Source organism: Bradyrhizobium sp. CB2312, assembly GCF_029714425.1.
Lineage (GTDB): Bacteria > Pseudomonadota > Alphaproteobacteria > Rhizobiales > Xanthobacteraceae > Bradyrhizobium.
Map to the genome: position 1 here is coordinate 5855097 of NZ_CP121668.1, position 16903 is coordinate 5871999.

The 16903-nt window shown below is 62.9% G+C and carries 17 protein-coding genes and 3 pseudogenes; 9 read left to right on the forward strand and 11 right to left on the reverse strand.

Annotation, left to right across the window (positions count from 1 at the left end):
- Positions 1 to 153 precede the first annotated feature (153 nt).
- From QA642_RS28810 to QA642_RS28840, 7 genes and pseudogenes are all read right to left on the reverse strand, one after another.
- The gene (locus QA642_RS28810) at positions 154 to 663 is read right to left on the reverse strand and encodes a septal ring lytic transglycosylase RlpA family protein (protein WP_283079858.1); all 510 of its coding nucleotides are present in this window, start codon (positions 661 to 663) and stop codon (positions 154 to 156) included.
- A 352-nt stretch (positions 664 to 1015) separates the two neighbouring features.
- A pseudogene (locus tag QA642_RS28815) lies at positions 1016 to 1237 on the reverse strand (SDR family NAD(P)-dependent oxidoreductase); the annotation flags it as partial.
- A 59-nt stretch (positions 1238 to 1296) separates the two neighbouring features.
- Positions 1297 to 2412 carry an SDR family oxidoreductase gene (locus QA642_RS28820; RefSeq protein ID WP_283079859.1) on the reverse strand — a complete coding sequence of 372 codons (1116 nt, stop codon included), beginning with the start codon at positions 2410 to 2412 and terminating at the stop codon, positions 1297 to 1299.
- 282 nt (positions 2413 to 2694) lie between these two features.
- Positions 2695 to 3636 (reverse strand): D-2-hydroxyacid dehydrogenase family protein, encoded by a 942-nt coding sequence (locus QA642_RS28825; protein ID WP_283079860.1) that lies wholly within the window; start codon positions 3634 to 3636, stop codon positions 2695 to 2697.
- Between the two features lie 14 nt (positions 3637 to 3650).
- Complete coding sequence (locus QA642_RS28830; RefSeq protein ID WP_283079861.1) at positions 3651 to 4472, reverse strand: alpha/beta hydrolase; 822 nt, start codon at positions 4470 to 4472, stop codon at positions 3651 to 3653.
- 168 nt (positions 4473 to 4640) lie between these two features.
- The gene (locus QA642_RS28835) at positions 4641 to 5345 is read right to left on the reverse strand and encodes a glutathione binding-like protein (RefSeq protein ID WP_283079862.1); all 705 of its coding nucleotides are present in this window, start codon (positions 5343 to 5345) and stop codon (positions 4641 to 4643) included.
- Between the two features lie 74 nt (positions 5346 to 5419).
- Positions 5420 to 5995, reverse strand: coding sequence for a carboxymuconolactone decarboxylase family protein (locus QA642_RS28840; RefSeq protein WP_283079863.1), 576 nt, complete (start codon positions 5993 to 5995; stop codon positions 5420 to 5422).
- Positions 5996 to 6454: 459 nt separating this feature from the next.
- Here QA642_RS28840 and QA642_RS28845 point away from each other — a divergent pair, with 459 nt between their 5' ends.
- Together QA642_RS28845 and QA642_RS28850 are read left to right on the forward strand one after the other, a co-directional pair.
- Positions 6455 to 7294: an alpha/beta fold hydrolase gene (locus QA642_RS28845; RefSeq protein WP_283079864.1), complete on the forward strand. Its 840-nt coding sequence runs from the start codon at positions 6455 to 6457 to the stop codon at positions 7292 to 7294.
- 53 nt (positions 7295 to 7347) lie between these two features.
- On the forward strand, positions 7348 to 7692 hold the full coding sequence (locus QA642_RS28850; protein ID WP_283079865.1) for a hypothetical protein: 345 nt from the start codon (positions 7348 to 7350) through the stop codon (positions 7690 to 7692).
- A gap of 8 nt (positions 7693 to 7700) precedes the next feature.
- Here the strand turns inward: QA642_RS28850 and QA642_RS28855 are convergent.
- Both QA642_RS28855 and QA642_RS28860 read right to left on the reverse strand, forming a co-directional pair.
- Positions 7701 to 8803, reverse strand: a pseudogene (locus tag QA642_RS28855) (patatin-like phospholipase family protein).
- Positions 8804 to 8937: 134 nt separating this feature from the next.
- Positions 8938 to 9171: a hypothetical protein gene (locus QA642_RS28860; protein WP_283079866.1), complete on the reverse strand. Its 234-nt coding sequence runs from the start codon at positions 9169 to 9171 to the stop codon at positions 8938 to 8940.
- 92 nt (positions 9172 to 9263) lie between these two features.
- On the opposite strand from QA642_RS28860, the gene QA642_RS28865 reads away from it, so the two are divergent.
- The 4 genes from QA642_RS28865 (at position 9264) to QA642_RS28880 (ending at position 12616) form a co-directional block, all read left to right on the forward strand.
- Positions 9264 to 10142 carry a LysR family transcriptional regulator gene (locus tag QA642_RS28865; protein WP_283079867.1) on the forward strand — a complete coding sequence of 293 codons (879 nt, stop codon included), beginning with the start codon at positions 9264 to 9266 and terminating at the stop codon, positions 10140 to 10142.
- 159 nt (positions 10143 to 10301) lie between these two features.
- Positions 10302 to 10613, forward strand: a complete 312-nt coding sequence (locus QA642_RS28870; protein ID WP_283079868.1) for a hypothetical protein — start codon at positions 10302 to 10304, stop codon at positions 10611 to 10613.
- Positions 10614 to 10759: 146 nt separating this feature from the next.
- The gene (locus QA642_RS28875; RefSeq protein WP_283079869.1) at positions 10760 to 11434 is read left to right on the forward strand and encodes a peroxiredoxin-like family protein; all 675 of its coding nucleotides are present in this window, start codon (positions 10760 to 10762) and stop codon (positions 11432 to 11434) included.
- Positions 11435 to 11512: 78 nt separating this feature from the next.
- The gene (locus tag QA642_RS28880) at positions 11513 to 12616 is read left to right on the forward strand and encodes an alkene reductase (RefSeq protein ID WP_283079870.1); all 1104 of its coding nucleotides are present in this window, start codon (positions 11513 to 11515) and stop codon (positions 12614 to 12616) included.
- 11 nt (positions 12617 to 12627) lie between these two features.
- Here the strand turns inward: QA642_RS28880 and QA642_RS28885 are convergent, their stop codons facing one another.
- Positions 12628 to 13653 carry an AraC family transcriptional regulator gene (locus QA642_RS28885; protein WP_283079871.1) on the reverse strand — a complete coding sequence of 342 codons (1026 nt, stop codon included), beginning with the start codon at positions 13651 to 13653 and terminating at the stop codon, positions 12628 to 12630.
- Between the two features lie 134 nt (positions 13654 to 13787).
- Between QA642_RS28885 and QA642_RS28890 the strand changes: the two genes are divergently transcribed.
- The 3 genes and pseudogenes from QA642_RS28890 to QA642_RS28900 form a co-directional block, all read left to right on the forward strand.
- On the forward strand, positions 13788 to 14324 hold the full coding sequence (locus tag QA642_RS28890; protein WP_283079872.1) for a carboxymuconolactone decarboxylase family protein: 537 nt from the start codon (positions 13788 to 13790) through the stop codon (positions 14322 to 14324).
- Positions 14325 to 14370: 46 nt separating this feature from the next.
- Complete coding sequence (locus tag QA642_RS28895; protein WP_283079873.1) at positions 14371 to 14874, forward strand: DUF417 family protein; 504 nt, start codon at positions 14371 to 14373, stop codon at positions 14872 to 14874.
- An 892-nt stretch (positions 14875 to 15766) separates the two neighbouring features.
- Positions 15767 to 15979, forward strand: a pseudogene (locus QA642_RS28900) (hypothetical protein); the annotation flags it as partial.
- A 237-nt stretch (positions 15980 to 16216) separates the two neighbouring features.
- On the opposite strand, the gene QA642_RS46595 reads toward QA642_RS28900, so the two are convergent.
- Positions 16217 to 16762, reverse strand: a complete 546-nt coding sequence (locus QA642_RS46595; protein WP_349253881.1) for a DUF4863 family protein — start codon at positions 16760 to 16762, stop codon at positions 16217 to 16219.
- Between the last annotated feature and the right edge of the window lie 141 nt (positions 16763 to 16903).

Genomic DNA, 16903 nt, shown 5'->3' on the forward strand with positions numbered 1-16903 from the left:
CAGCACGAGGCGGCCACAGTGCTTCCGCCCCAGAACAAAGTGACTGTCGGCACAGCCGGCCTATCCTCCCAGCGCAGGGTTCTGCACGCGTCCGAGGCGAATCGCCCACTGACAGCCGCCCACGACTGTTGCCCCATAGGGCGCGGCGCTTACCTAAAGGACCTCTACTCGAACTTGTGCCACACCTCGATCAGTAATTGCTAAGCCGCGTGCAGCGCCAAGGGAGAGGGCCAGCACGCGGTCGCGAATCCACGGTCCGCGGTCTGCAATACGAACTATGACCGACCTGCTACTCGCAATGTCGGTCACGCGAACCCGAGTTCCGAAGGGAAGACTTCGATGGGCCGCGGTCATTTCATCGCGATTGTAGAGCGACCCGCTAGCTGTTTTACCTTTGGTGTAAGAATAGAAAGACGCTTTGCCGGTGAAAGACTTTATTGAACGATTGAAAGGCCGGGGATTGTCTGGCGTTCGCGTCCATAGTGGGCCTGCCCGAATATGCTCAGGAGGACCTTGTTTTTGCTCCTTCTCCTCGGGAGCGGGTTCAGCATGTGCCTTCAGAATAATAGGCCATCTATCGTCGAAGTCTTGTGCTGAAGCATAAGGAGACTGAAAGCAAGCAGATAAGGACGCGATCGCGATTCCTGCAAACAGAAGACGCATGATCAACTCCACTCACTGACGATACAAAGAATCAATGATTTTTAACAAGCGGCGTTCCCCAGCGTGCAGAGCAGCATACAACGGAACAGCCTTGTTCATTCGGGATGATTTTTTTTGGAGGTCGGAACTACTATGAAGCGTACACACCCGCGGCCTCAAACAGATTTGCCTGCAGCCCGAGCATTCCTGCAACCGCCTCGGCGCCCCTGCCGGAGGCAGAGATATCTCCATTGTCTTTGACTTCCACAACGGCGCCAGTGGAGAAGCTGAGCGACGGGCCGTTTGAGCGTGCGAAACTTCCTCGTTGCCCTTGATGCGGGCTCGAAAGGTATATCTGCAGCGAGCGCATCATGATCCTCTCATAGAGCCGATCGAGATCCTGGAGGTTCTGCACGTCCCCTCGGACGGCGGTCGCCCGGTCGCCGATTAGAGCGACCGCCATGTTGAGTTCCTCCTGCCGGCGGCCGGTGATGTAGACGAACGCTCCTTCCCGCGCGAACCGCTGGGCCGTCGCGAGCCCGAGACCGCTGCTGCCCCCGGTCACCACCGCTACCTTGTGCTGCAATCTGAGCATGGTTTTCCCCTCTCTGAGTCAGCGGCCTTCTCGAAGCGGCCGCGCAATCCACATCCGATCTATTTCGATACCGGCGGCAAAAACTTTCGATCGATCAGAGACTGCAGCGCCTTGCGGAACGAGAGCTCCGTGTCGACCGTCTTCGAGAATCCAGCCTGGCGCAGCTTGATGGTGCTCACGAAGGCTCGCGGCCCCGCCGGGGCGCCATAGGCGAACGCGAAGTCCGCATGCTGGTCCCCTTGACCGATAAGCTCACGGAGGTTGTGCGAGCGAAGGCCATGCTTCGCGACGATCTTATCCCAGACGCCGGCATTCTCGGCGATGTAGGCCGTCACGCTCGTCGGACTATCCGCTCCGGCTTCGGCCCCGAGGGTCTCCGCCAATCCCGGCCACAAGTTGCGCCACTCGAACACGTCGCCGTTGGTAATGTTGAACGCCTCGTTCGCCGCCTGCGGCGACTGAGCGGCCCACACCATCACGTCGCCGACGAGATCCGCATCGGCCGCCTCCCAGACGAACGACGGGCCGCCAGGGAATCCGAACGGCTCTCCCTTTTCGCGGCGGATCGCCGCGTAGACCCCGATGGCCGGCAGAACGTTCAGCGCGCCCGGAGTGGGCCCCGTGACGAGCTGCGGACGCAGAGCGGTGTAGTTGAACCCGTGTTTGGCGCCGGCCTCGCCGACATAGGCCTCTTGGTCGAAGAAGAAGTTCGGGTGATCCTTGCGGGCATCACGTTCGCGAGCCGGGATCGGAATCGGGTGCAGATGCACGCCGTAGACCTTCGTCCCCTGCAGGATGCTGATGTGCCGGAAGTCGGAGGCGTTGCGGACGATCGGTTCGACCACGTTGCGCAACATGGCGTTGTTGGTGTCGATCTGGTCCTTGCTCGACCAGCCGGCCACCAGCTCCGGCTTCTCATGCAGGGCCGTGTAGGCGATGTGCGTGACGTCCGTCAGCGGCTCGAAGGCGGCGCGGGACTTTTCCTCGTCTCGCAGATCGACGGAAAGAAACTGGACCTCGCGGCCGCTCGGCAGCTCGGGCTTGCGGCGTGATACGCCGATCACATCCCAGCCTGCATCGAGAAACTTCTCGATGGCCGCCACGCCGAGCAGACCGCTCGCGCCCGTGACGAGGACCTTATCCCGTGCGGGGTTTGCCTGATTGTTCGTGCTCATGTTTCCGACCTCTTGTTGTCGTAGGTGCTGGCCACGGATCTCACGTTCCGTGGCGGTCAACGCGAGCCCTTGATCGTCTCCCGTCTCCCTTGCCGGAGATAATTGCGCATCCGCGGTCGGCCCGGCAGTTTTCTCGAGGTGATATTGTTCATTCCGACCAGGAATGACAGGAGCCGATACCTTTCGCGTCCCGCGGCCATGCCCAGAGTCACGATCGCTGGGGGTAGGGATCGGTGAGACGTCTTGTCTTGCTGCTAGTGGTTGCCAGCCCGTTGTCCGAAGCTATGCAGATGTCGCGTTGGCCTCGAGCCATTTCGCGATGTTGGCCGCGGCATCGCCATAGAAGATACGGTACAGATCTTCGGTGACGTAGCCGAGGTGAGGCGTCGCCAGGACGTTTTCCAGCCTCCGAAAGGGATGATCGGAGGGCAGCGGCTCATGATCGAACACGTCTACCGCTGCGCCGGCGATCTTGCGCGCCCGCAGCGCCTCGATGAGGGCCGCCTCGTCTACGATCGGACCACGCGATGTGTTCACCAGTTTCGCGGTGGGCTTCATCAGAGCGAACTCGGGCGCTCCGACCAGGCCTCTGGTACGGCCGCTCAGCACTAGATGTATCGTCACGACATCCGCCTCGCGGAACAGGGTCTGCTTGTCGACGAGAGTAGCACCGGCGGCACTGGCCTTCTCCTCGGTTAGGTTCTGGCTCCAGGCGATCACCTTCATTCCGAAGGCGAGACCGATGCGAGCGACTTCCCTTCCGATGTTGCCTAATCCGACGATCGCGAGGCTTTTGCCGCGCAGGTTCGTGCCGAGACCGGTCTGCCACCCGCCGGCCCTGAGCGAAGCAGCCTCACGGTCGATGCCCCGCATGCCGGCCAGAATCAGCGACCAGGTGAACTCGATGGTCGGAGTGGAATCGTAGCCGGTCGCGGTGACCGCGATGCCGAGGTCGGTCGCGGCCTGGCTGTCGATCGATGCGTTTCGGGGCCCCGTCGAAGCTATCAGTTTCAGGTTAGGTAATCGATCCAGGATTTCCCGTGGAAGCGGCGTGCGCTCACGCATGACGCATACCACGTCGAACGGTCGCAACCGTTCGACGACTGCCGAAGGATCGGCCACGTGGTCGTTGAACACCGTGATCTCGGCGCGGCGACGGACGCCGGACCAATCGGCGAGCTGCAGCGCCACATTCTGGTAGTCGTCGAGGATTGCAACTTTCATCGGACCACTCTCCATCACTGCTTCGCAAAGAACTCGGCCAGAGCTCCCGCCACGCCTTTGGGGTCATTCTCCATCGGAATGTGTCCTGCCGAACTGATCCGGACGAGCTTGGTCTCGGGTATCTCACGGGCGTAGCGTTCGGCAAAATTGACGGTCTGGAACGGATCGTCCACGCCCCAAACCAGAAGCTTGGGCTTCCTGGATTGAAGCAGCGCCGGCAGCATCTCCATCGTGTAGCGGTGGTCCGCCGCTCCGGCGAGCGCCAGCCACGATCGTGCGACCCTCGGATCCGTCCAGGGCTCGAGGTATTCGGCGATCTCGGCTTCGCTCGCAGGACGCCCTAGCGCCTTCACGACGGACACGCGACGCGCGGCGAGAATGTCGTCCCTCGTCGTCGCGGCCGCCACTGTCGGGTCTCGGAAGCGGGCGACGCCGGGCACCGGCCAGGAATCGTACATGATCCCGTTCACCACGGCGACGCGCGGCACCTCCACGGCACCTGCGAGCATCAGGTGCTGCGCCACGCCTCCGCCGATGTCGTGGCCGGCGACCATCACGGGCCCCTTGTGCCCGATCGCGTCGAGGAAACGCAGCAGCCAGGCGGAAAGCCGCGGGACCGAAGCCTCCTCCACCGTGAGTTCACCAGCCGAGCGGCCAAAGCCGGGGAAGTCCACCGCCATGGGGCGCAGGCCCGCGGCGGCAATGCCATCGAGCACGGGCTGCCAGACCCGGCTCCAATAGGTGCCATGAAGCAGCAGCACCAGAGGACCGCCGTCGCCGGCGGTGAGATAACTGATCTGAACGCCGCCTACATCGACTGTCTCGCGCCTTGTCATCGGATGATCCTCCTCACATGTTCCTTGCCGAGCCCGACCGCTTCGATCTGGCTGAAAACGTCTTCGTGTCGCGGCGCCTCGCAGTACGCGATCGCCGTAGGTGCGTTCGCCTGTCACTGAAAAAGTCGCCATCTCCGCGACATCGTCGGGAACGAGCGACCGCGTTCGTCATTTTGCCCGCACACCTGCGGCAGTCTGACCGAACAGGATTTTCTTTCCTTCTTCGGTGACGGTCGGGCGATTCGAGTATGGCTCGCCTTTCGCATAGGCGCGCTGCGTCGCCGGGCGCGAGCGAACGCTGTTGAACCAGCGCCGCAGGTTCGGGAAGTCGTCGAGGTTCTGCTGCTGGCGCTTCCAGGGCACGATCCAGGGGTAGCACGCCATGTCGGCAATGCTGTAGTCATCGCCCGCGACGAACGTGCGGTTTTCGAGATGGCGGTCGAGCACGCCGTAGAGACGGTTCGTCTCCTTGACGTAGCGCTCGATCGCATAGGGGATTTTGCTCGGCGCATAGAGCCCGAAGTGATGGTTCTGTCCGGCCATCGGCCCCAGCCCGCCGACCTGCCAGAACAGCCATTCCATCACCGTCTTGCGGCCACGGACGTCGTTCGGCATGAACCGGCCTGTCTTTTCGGCCAAATACAGCAGGATCGCGCCGGACTCGAACACGCTGATCGGGTCGCCGTCGTCGGACGGCACAAGGTCGATAATGGCCGGCATGCGGTTGTTCGGCGAGATGGCGAGGAAGTCGGGCTTGAACTGATCGCCGGCGCTGATGTCGACGGGATGGATCGTGTAGTTCAGTCCTGCCTCCTCCAGGAACATCGCGATCTTGTGGCCGTTCGGCGTCGGCCAATAGTAAAGCTCGATCATTTGGATCTCCTCGCTCATTCGTCAGCCAAGAGATGCAGGGCGCCCGCGCCTAGGCATGGCGCCCCGCATCTAGCTCAGGCAGCCGGCCTCAACTTTCCGGGTGCGCTCCACTCGGCGCCCTTCATGAAGGCGTCGTTCGGCGTCTGCGCGAGATGGTTGGTGTAGTTCGAGATGAGCTTCGTAGCCGCGAGGACGAGAATATCGAGTGCGGCGCGGTTGTCGTAGCCCGCAGCCTTGAACGCGGCGACGTCGGCCTCGCTCACGAATCCGCGCTGGCGGGTGATCTTGGCGGCGAACTCGCGCAGCGCCCGCAGCTTGGGATCGGCGATCGGCCGGCCCTCGCGGACGGCGGCGATCGTGTCGTCGTCGACCTTTGCCATGCGCGACAGATTGGTGTGGCCGGCCATGCAATACGTGCACTCGTTTTCGTAGATGATCGCGAGATAGACGATGTTGCGCTCCTGCGGGGTGAATCCGGTCTTTTCCGCAATTTCCCAAAGGGTGCTGTAAGCCTCCAGAGCAGCGGGACTTTCCGCCAGCACGCGATGAAGATTGGGAACGAACCCCCACGCCTTTTGGACGCCGTTGAGAATCTCGGCCGAGGCCGCTGGTGCGGTGGAGTTGTCGTGGATCGAGAAGCCGTTGATCATGTGCGCTCTCCTGTTGGCAAAGCTTGGGTTGGCATCCGCACCCTGCTTCATTCCAGCTCCCCTAGGCAGAGAGGCGGAGGCGATATCAATCATTCCTCCAAAGAATGGGGCAGGCAATCGAATGATGGGTAAGGGTGACGAACCGTTCGTCCGGAGCGCTCAGCATTCCCCAGCGGAATAATAGATATGCCTGCGTCGAAGCTGGTTAGAATGGAGCCGGCATCATAGCCGTTTCGGCCCGGCAATACCGAGATCAGACGCGGACCGCGCGTGACCTTATCAATCACGTTCGACGGTGACCGGGCCTCCGCAATGCTCGACGTACTCGATCAGGGGCGTTGGGCGGACGTCCTATCGAGACAAGGGAGAACGGAATGAGAGCCGCAGGAGCAGCGCAAGTGTTCTCACAGGAGCAGTGGCCGTTCGAGCCCAAGTTCAAGCGTGTCAACGGGCTGGCGCATGCACTACGTCGACGAGGGCGCCGGCGATCCGGTCATTCTCCTGCATGGCAACCCGGCGTGGGGGTTTCTCTACCGCAAGTTCGTGAAGCCGCTGACCGAGGCGGGCCGGCGCGTCATCATTCCTGACATGATCGGATTTGGCCTGTCGGAGAAGCCGGTTCGCGAACAGGCGCACAGCCTCGATGGCCATATCGCAAATCTCACGGGCTTGCTGCGCCAATTGGACGTGCGCGACGCGACCATGGTTTGCCACGATTGGGGTGGGCCCACGGGTCTTGGATTCGCATTGTCCAATCCCGACCGCGTCCGCGCCCTGGTGATCATGAGCACGTGGGCCTGGCCGTTGCCGCCGGCCGAATTCCACAAGCGAATATTCCCTTGGCGCATGATGCACGCGCCCTTGGTCGGCCCCTATCTTCTTGGGCGCCACAACGCCCTCGCCGGCCGCGGCATGTACCTGTCGGTGGTCGATCGAAAGAAGTTCGCAGCCGAGGCTCAGGCCGTCTACGAAGGCATATTGCCGGATCCCGGCTCGCGTCTTCTGACCTGGACTTGGCCGCGCTGGATTCCTCTGGACGAGAGCGCCCGCGGATTGGCGCGCTTCGAATGGCTCGAGCGCGAGTTGAAGAAGTCGAAGTTTCCGACGCTTCTTGTGTGGGGCAGGGAGGACGAGGTTTTCGATCACAAGACGTTCGCGACCCGTTTCAAGGAGCTGATCCCTCATGCCGAAGGGCCCCTGCTCGTGACCGGGCGACACTTCCTGCAGGAGGACTCGGGAGCCGAGATCGCCGCGACGATCAATCTTTTCCTCAACCGTATCGACGCGAGGCAGTCGTGACGAACATAGAAATCATCGATAGTCCGGAGCTTGCCGGAACGAGAAGGGCGCTGGTGCTGACCGAGGACCGCGTCGGGCACTACCCGGCGTTCCGCGATTTCTTCGTCCGAACCTTTTCTCTGAATTCGGAAGGTTTGTCGCGGCCTGGCTACGTGCGGGCTCCTTCCGGGATGACCTACGCCCTGGTGTTCATCGGGCGGAGCGGCGAGCCGTTTCCGGACGGGATCGAGGTCTACGCTGTGCCCTCCGCGCTGGAGCCGTTGGACGACGCCAAGGTCGATAGCGATTTGTGGGCGCTGCTGAGGTGGATGATCGACGGGGTCGGAGGCGAATGGCGCGTCGAAGATCTCGACGCGACCGGCCGGCTCTATCAACTCAGCGCCGCCGGTCCTGGGTAGGATCGCCCCTACTCGGCCGCGAGTTTCCCAAACTCCTCGCCATCGTGCAGAATCACGCCCGACAACGGATCGAATTGGCCGACCCAAGGCTTGCGCGCGAGCACGGCGTTGGTATGGGCGTAGCCCGCCTCCCAACGCTGCTTGATACCGGCGGAGCTGAAATCGACGTCCTTGGTATGATCCTCCTGCGACAGTTGCGGAGCCAGGAGCTGCACGACGTGCATCCGCGTCTGGCAGCCGTAGGCGACGAGTTCGCGCACCTCCGGCCGGTCACGCTCGGACTCCGGCAATCGCGCCGCGAGCTCATTGATGACGTGTCGCAGCCGGTGCGCCTGCTGATGCCGCGTGATCTGGCTTGCGATCCGGCTGGAGTATTGGACGTCCTTTTGGCGGTTGAGAACCTCCGCCATCGTGGTCGGCTCGGCACCGACGGGATTCCAGAGGTGGACGGCAAAAATCAGCGAATCCCGGCGCGGATCGTCGTCGAACACGACTTCCGTCGGCGTGTTCGACAGGATGCCGCCATCCCAATACAGCTCGCCGTCAACGCGCACCGCGGGGAATGCGGGCGGCAGCGCTCCGGACGCCATCACGTGCTTCACATCGAGCTTGCAGCGGCGGCTGTCGAAATACGTCATCCGGCTGGTGCGCACGTGCGCGGCCCCCACAGTGAGGCGTGGACTCCCCCGGTTGATCAGGTCGAAGTCGACGAGTTCAGAGAGCGTGGCCTCGAGCGGCGCTGTGGAGTAGTAGCCGGCGTGCTCCGAGCCCAGCGGGTAGAAGTCGCCGAGGTGGGCAAGGGGATTGGGCGTGAAGAAGCCGGATATCCCGCGCGTCACGGTCCTCCAGTACGACCAGTTGTCGGCGAGTCCCGGCAGCGCGCCGAAGTGCCAGTCGGGCTCGCGCTGCACCCTGCTCCAGAACTCCTTCAACTTCGGCAGACGGTCCTGCCGCGCGTTTCCCGCGATCAGGCTGGCGTTGATGGCTCGATGGAAGTGCCGACGATCCAGTCGGGCTCGATGGCAGCATCATGCAGCGCTTGGTACACGCCGGACTGGTAGGCGCCGAGCGCTCCGCCGCCCTGCAGCACCAAGACGATTTGGCCCGGCATACTTTCCGAATCCGAAATTGGGGTCGCTGACGTGGCCGCCGTCCGATGCTCGCTCGGGTATTCCATTGGAGGCCTCCTGCTTCCGACTTGCCGCGCCTGCAACGCGATCGAGGCGCTCAGGCCGCCGTGCTTTTTCATCCTCGACAATGGAACATGCAACGCACCAAGGTCTCCAGATACGGCGCGGCAATGATTGCCAGGCTGGCCACCGCGCTCCCCGTCATCGCATAGGCCAACAAGGCAGCCCTTACCGTCCCGCTCAGAGTCTGAACGGTTTCGTAGACGACGGCTTTGGCCGAGGTCATGCGCCTGGCGACGGTCCCAGCCTTCCGAAAAGGTGTCGCGATCGGGTGTTGATTGGAGCTCATCGCTATCTCTCCTTTGCCCGCAGAGATGGCCAATTCCGGCCCGTCGTGGCAGATAGGGACGAGCGATATCGCTCATTCCTGCGGAGAATAGGATGGATCGTCTGGCCTCGATGGAGACGTTCGTGCGCGTGGTCGAAACCGGCTCCTTCTCCGGAGCGGCCCGGCAGCTTCGAGTGGGCCAACCGGCCGTCTCAAAGTCCGTCGCGCAGTTGGAGGAATATCTTGGGGTCAAGCTGCTGACGCGCTCGACGCGCGGGCTCACTCCGACGGAAGCCGGAGTTGGATATCTCGAGCGCGCCAGGCGGGCGCTCGAGGAAGCGGCAGAGGCCGAGCTCGCCGCACGCGGAGCGGGAGCAGGTCTCAAAGGACGATTGCGCATCTGCGCCGCCGTGACATTCGCCCGGATTCATCTCATTCCGATGTTGCCCCGGTTCATGGCGCAGCATCCCGAGCTGGATCTCGAGGTTATCCTGGACGACCGTCAGATCGATCTCGTCCAGGAAGGCATCGACGTGGCCCTCCGGATGGGGAAGATGATGGATTCATCGTTGACCGTTCGCCGCGTTGGCCGATGCAAGCGCTTCGTTCTGGGCACGCCCACGTACTTCGATCGGGCCGGCATACCCTCGACGCCGAGCGAGCTGAGCAAACACCAAGCCGTGGTCTATCTGCGGGAAGGTAGCGTCTGGTCCTTCAGCCGCGAGAGCACGGAATTGTCGGTCAGCGTTCAAAGCAAATTGCGGGTGACCGCCGCGGAAGGCGTGAGAGCCGCAGTGCTCTCGCATGCGGGCCTGACGATCGCGTCGGAATGGATGTTCAGCCCGGAGCTGCAATCCGGCGCCGTCCGCACTGTCTTGTCCGAATGGAGTCTTCCGCCCCTCGACCTCTGGGCCGTGCTTCCGACCGGGCGCGCGGCGACGGCGAAGGCGCGAGCCTTCGTCGGATTCTTCGAACGCTCCTTCAGCGCCTGAGCTCGAAGCCGCAGGAGGGGCTGACCTTGGCCTCGGAGCAGGACGTGAGACGAATCGGCATTCTTTCGAGCCATGCTCGCATTCAAAATCTCAGTCGCATGAGTACGGTGGCACGCAACGGAGCAGCTCATCCAGAGCTCTCGCAAGCGGAGTGTCACCATGTCCCGAACATCGATCCTGTATCGCTTGAGCAAGGCAGCCGGACGCATAGCGCTGTCGGCCGCCCTGCTGTCGCCGGCGCACGCAGCCGATCAACGGTATGCCGTCGCCGTATATCCCGATGTGTCCCGCAGCGCCGACCGCGCGCCGGCGGTGCTGACGTCCCGCTTGCCGTGGGTTGCTCCGGTCGGCCATCGCCAGCCCCGTCTGGCCGACGTCCCCCGACATGAATCCGTCGCCGCGTGGGAAAGCCAACAACGTCAGGCCGACGCGGAGTTGGACCGCAAGCTGGTCATCTGCAAGGGGTGCTGACGCGCGGCGCCCTCATCATTCCAACCCGGAATAAGGTCTAGTCCGACGAGCCGGCTACCTCCCGTGGCGGTCTCCTTTAGGTTGCTGCACGTGACTTCCACGAAATGGGCGGCGCCGCCGTCCCGCAGACGCCAAGGAGACTTGCGATGTCGCTTCAAGCCAAGCTCGACGCTTTCAAGGCCGATTTCGAGGCCGGAAAGCCGCCCTACAACGTTCCGCGCTCGGTCATCGATACGATGCATCGCGCCACCGCGGAGCTGATCGAATCCGGCGCGGCCAAGCGCGCCAGGAAGGCCGGAGACCTCGCTCCGTCGTTTTCGCTGAAGGATCCGGAGGGCAACGTCGTGAACTCGGCGGACCTGCTGAAACGCGCCCCGCTGGTGCTCAGCTTCTACCGCGGCGTCTGGTGCCCGTACTGCAACATGGAGCTGCAGGCGCTCGAAGCCGTCAAGCCGGAGTTCGACAAGTACGGCGCCTCGCTGGTCGCGATCTCGCCCCAGACCGCCCCGAACAGCCGCAAGTCGGTGCGTCAGAACAAGCTCTCCTTCCCGATCCTGTCGGATGCGAAGGGCAAGGTCGGCGCCGCCTTCGGACTGCGCTTCCACCTGCCCGACTATCTCGTCGAGCTCTACAAGCAGCTCAAGAACGATCTGCCGACGTTCAACGACGACCCGAGTTGGACGCTGCCGATGCCGGCCCGCTACGTCATCGGGCAGGACGGCGTGATCCTCTATTCCGAAGTGAATCCCGACTACACCCGCCGGCCGGAGCCTGAAGACATGATCCCGGTGCTCCAGCGGGCGGCCGCCGTCCACGCGTGACGGCACATGAGGCGGCCGGTGGGGCAACGACCACCGGCCGCTGTCCTTCCACCCCAGCCCCCCGAAGGGAATACGTCGATGTCCAAGCTCTTCACCCCGACCCAGGTCGGCCCCTACCGTCTGTCCCATCGCGTCGCCATGGCGCCGTTGACGCGGATGCGCTCCGATCCCGGTGACATCCCGAGCGAGCTGATGGTCGAATACTACAAGCAGCGCACGACGAAAGGCGGGCTGATCATCTCGGAGGCCACCCCGGTCTCGATCCGCGGCAACGGTTACGCCGGCGCTCCGGGCATCTACTCCGACACCCAGATCGCGGGATGGCGGCGCGTCACCGACGCGGTCCACGCCAAGGGCGGCCGCATCTTCCAGCAATTGTGGCACGTCGGCCGGCAATCGCATGTCGATCTTCAGCCGAACGGAGACGCGCCCGTCGCGGCCTCCGCCATTCAAGCCGAGGGCTACGCGTATTCCAAGCGCGGCGAGGTCCCGTTCTCGATGCCTCGCGCACTCGAACTGCATGAGATCCCCGGCATCATCGAAGAGTTTCGATCGGGCGCCGAGCGTGCGCTGCGAGCGGGCTTCGATGGCGTCGAGATCCATGGCGCGAACGGCTATCTGCCCGACCAATTCCTGCAGGACGGAACCAACAAGAGAACCGACGAGTACGGCGGCCCGATCGAAAACCGCGCCCGCTTCATGCTGGAGGTCACGCAGGCCGCCATCTCTGTCTGGGGAGCCGATCGCGTCGGCGTGCGAATCGCCCCGAGCGGCACCTATGGTTCGATGTCCGACAGCGATCCTGCGGCGACCTTCGGCTACGTTACGACGCAGCTTGACCGCCTGGGCATCGCCTACCTCCACGTCGTCGAGCCGCGCATCAAGGGCACCGAGGAGATCACGCACGGCAAAGCTCCGATTGCAGCACAGCACCTGCGGCCGAAGTTCTCGCGGACCTTGATCGCCGCCGGCGGCTTCACCCCGGCTTCGGCGGAAGCCGTCGTCACGTTCGGCGATGCCGACCTCGTTGCTTTCGGTCGCCACTTCATCTCGAACCCGGATCTGCCAGAGCGGATCCGACAAGGGTTGCCGCTCACGCCCTACGACCGATCGACCTTCTACGGCGGCGACGCGCGCGGCTACACGGACTACCCCGCTGCGCGATCCGCCGCGGCGGCCTGAGCGGGCCTACGTCAACTCCGGGCCAGCGAGGGCGCGTCCCGGCCCCTCGCTGGCCCGCTTTCGTCGGCCCGGGCGGCATCCGCCGTCGGCCTTGCGATGATGTCCCGGCCCTTCGGCTCCTGCAGTTTGCGCCACTGCGCCGGCGTGACGCCCATGTGGCTCTTGAAGGCGCGCTGAAAGGCGGCTTCGGATTGATATCCCACCGCCTCGGCCACGGCACCCGTCGAAAGCGACGACTTCCTCAACTCATTCGCAGCCATCGTCATCCGGATGTCGGTCAGAAGGTCGGAAGCCGATCGCCCGAGCTTCTCCTGAAACTGGCGGGCCAAGGTAGCACGCGACATGTTGCACAGGTTCGCGAGATCGGGCAGCGACCAGGCACGCGCGGGATCGGCGAACATGGCGGCCACGGCCGGCGCCAGACGCGGATGACCGGCCAAGGCCAGAAGGCCGCGCGGCGCATCTTCTGCTTCGCTTGCGAGCCGCAGCACCAGCGCGAACATCGCGGTCGACAGCGCGTTCAGCATCGCGCGTCCTCCGAGACGGTCAACGGCCGTCTCGCCGCGCATCAGTGTGACCAGGCCGGCGAGCTGCGTTGCATTTTCTCCTCCGCCGTCGCCACCGGCATGCACGACCAGGCGCGGCGGCAGATAGTTGCGCACCAGGCGGTCGTGCGGGGGCGCGATCGTGAAGTGTCCGCACAACAGGTCGAGCCGCTCGCCTTTGCCGGTGTTCTCGCTGATGACGAGATTGAGCTCTTGGCGGTTTCGTGCCGGCTTCGGCCGCGCCCCGCCGCCGTCATGCATGACGTGCCGTGGGTTGCCCGGCAGCAGCAGGATATCGCCGGTCTCGAGCCGCAGCGGCTTGCCGTCGGCCGGATCCTCCAGCACGGCCGAGCCGCCGACGACCGCGTGGTACGGAATCTCGTTCGCTTCGCCCGGCCCCTGATCGATCCGCCAGGGCGCGCCGTAGGAGCAGCGCAAATCCAATCGGCCGCGCACCGGCATCATTTCGAACAACCTGCTGAGCCAGTCCATCGCTTCTCTCCTACCGAGCCAACATGAGACGATGGGGCATATAGTCGAGATTTCTCGACATTCAAAGTCTCATGTCGGGCTCTTATTGTTACTCCGCAATCGTTCACCACCCAACCCAACGAAGGAGTGCCAACATGTCCCGTCTTTCAGTCCCCAATCTCGAATCCGACGCCGGCCCCTCGGGCCAGGTCTATGCCCAGATCAAGAAGGCTATCGGCAGCGTGCCGAATACCTTCGCGGCAATCGCTGCCCACGGCCCGGCCGCGCTCAAGGCCGTCCTCGCCGCCGACACCGTGCTCTCTGCGGGCTCCTTGTCGAAGCGCGACCAGGAAGCCATCAAGCTCGTCATTTCCGAGGTCGCAGGTTGCGACTACTGCGTGGCCGCTCACAGCCTGCTCGGCAAGCTCGCGGGCCTCAAGCCCGACGAGTTGAAGAACATCCGTGAGCGCCGGGCGACCGGCGACGAGAAGCGCGACGCGCTGATCCGCTTCGTCCGCGAGCTCGCCCAGTCCAGCGGCACCGTCAGCGACGACGACTTCGCCGCGATCAGGGCCGCCGGCTACACCGACGCGCAGCTCGTCGAGATCAGCCTCGCTTTCGCGACGACCGTCTTCACCAACGTCTTCAACCGCATCAACGACACCGAGATCGACTTTCCCCGCGTCGCGTGAAGCGATGCCGCGTCCAGTCAGATCTCCAGCAGAAAGGATTACGACCATGAGTACGCTCTCCATTAACGCTCAAAACCCGATCGTCCGCGCCCTGCACCGGTCCGGCCTCCTTGCCGAGGACCTCGACTACCACCTGCTCCGCGCCGCAATGGTGATCATCTTCGCGTGGTTCGGGTACGACAAATGGTTCGAAGCGGAGATCAGAGGACTGCTGCCCATAATTACCCACGGCCCGTTTATCTTCTGGACGATTCCGGTTTTGGGCATTCGCGGCACCGCCATTTTTCTCGGCACCTCAGAATGGACCTTTGGCACGTTGCTGCTTCTGGGTTTCTGGAACAAGAAAGCCGGCATGCTCGGCGCCCTCGGTTCGACCTTCACCTTCATCGCTACCTTCACGGTCCTGCCGTTCGTTCCTGACGCGTGGGATGCTGGCGCCGGAGGCTTTCCAGCGATGACGATTAATTCGGCCTTCCTTCTGAAGGATCTCGTGCTGCTCGCCGTCTCGCTCTACCTGCTGAGACAGGACGTGGTTCGCCTGACGCGGTAAAGCGCACTCCCGCGGAAGGCGATGCGTCGCCGGCGAGTGTCTCACCTCGCCGGCGATTGCACGTTTTCGCCATTACCGAGCTGATGTGCCTGTAGCGAATTCCGCTGGTCGGCCGGGTTCATACATCGGAAGTTACGGTCAGGCGCGCGTCGACTGGACGATCGAGCGCCACCTCGTTTGCGGTCGAGGCAATGCACTTTGCCATCGGCAATGCGATCCGAAAACGCCGGCGGCCACGTCTCCAACTATCTTGGCGTCGAGATCAAACGCGGATGGTAGCGGCATTCGATGTTAACGGCAGCTGAGCCATCCTCACCTTGAGGGCTGAACAGGTCAATCGCCCTCCTTACGATTAACTGCGCCGCAGTACTCCAATAGCGAAAACGCGGTGGAAAGCCGAACCTCGATCGGGCTAAGCCAAGCTAATGATTTCGGTCAGCGTCCCCGATGTGAAAGGAAGTGAGAACAACTTGCATCAAACTACGCCAAACTGCGCGATAGCCGCAGGCCGCGCTACTCCCACTCTATCATTTCGAACGGTGCTTCCTTGTTGATTTGCAAATACAAATTTCCATGTCTGACGGACAAATGCCGACGGTATACCCGCTGCAATCTTTCAGTCTTGAATTCACAGAATAATTTTGCTCCTCACAAGCACTAGCTATTCCGCTAGCTATCGAAGTCTATCGATTGGATGGCCCGCCGCGTGCGCAACAAACACAGACAGTGCTGGCGCTAACACAATCTTCAAGTACCGTCAGATGTCCGGAACACATTCCCGGTCCTCGGAGCCGCTCCCCCACATTGCTGTGGTCCGGCCTAAGCATTTGACGTCGGCGGATGCTCTCGACATCGACACTACGCGCTTTGGCATCAGCCTCCTCCCTGAGGCGGCTCGGTGACCGCCTACATCACTAAAAGTCAGGTCCGCTCACAGCTGGGCGGTGGCCCGCTGGAGACGTTCGAGGTAGGGCAATCGTTCTTCGAACCGCCCGGCGCGACGCATCTCGTCTCCGCCAACGCGAGCAACACCGAACCGGCCGAACTGATAGCCGTCTTTGTCGCTGATGAGGGAGCTGAATTGACCACCCTTCTCGAGCCATAGTTCAACTGACCGGCCGGCTTCTGCTGGCGAAGGGGCCGAAGAACAGTCGCCCTGCGGATCGACGTCCAGACCGTGGACGACAATACCGGACCCGAGGTCCTTGCGGTGACGAGAGTTGCACCGCCTTCCGCCGGACAGCTCAGTCGGCGCCGGGTCATCGGCCTTGACCGCTTACGGATGCCATGTCCTTTGCTCCAAAGCGGAAGAGCCATCGTATCGAGCCACCTTGGAGTTCCGTTACCGATCAGACGGAGCCTTGAAATCGTATGAAATGCGTCCGGCCGGCAGATAGAACAGCGCAATGACCGCGCCGCCCCTGACCTCGGGATAGTGCCTGCTGCCCGGATCCGGCGCCGTCCAGCCCGGTCCCTGCCAGCCCTGCAATCCCTTCAACTCCGCGCCCTTGTTCAAAGGTACCACGAGGTTGAGCTCGCCATAGGGGTGGCCATGATACTGTCCGCGCAACACGTCGTGATCGTCTTCGTCCTTAAAGCGGCGCGGATCGGCGCTGTTCATGTACACGGCGGTGATGCTGAACTGGAACGTTTCGGGAGTCGGCTCCAGAATGCGGCTGCGCCGGTAATTCGGGCCGTCCACCTCCTGGTTTGCCGCCCATCCCTCCTCGACCCCGATTTTGATCAGGCGAGCCAGATCCTGGTAGAGCGCGCTGTTTTCGCCGTATGTCTCGTTAAGCCAACGTTCCATCTCGGCGCCAGGTGTCATGTCCTTGACTTCCCGGAGAAACGGAATGCTGCGCTGAATCAGTTCTTCCCGGCTTCCCATAGTGATCTCTCCTCTTCGACTATTACGTTCGAATCCTACGAACGTGGCGAACTCATCAATGTCCGCCCGCGGCATCAATCTATCCGCCCGCTCAACCTTGGCTTTCCCGACCGAGATACCGCACACCACCATCTGCTCCGC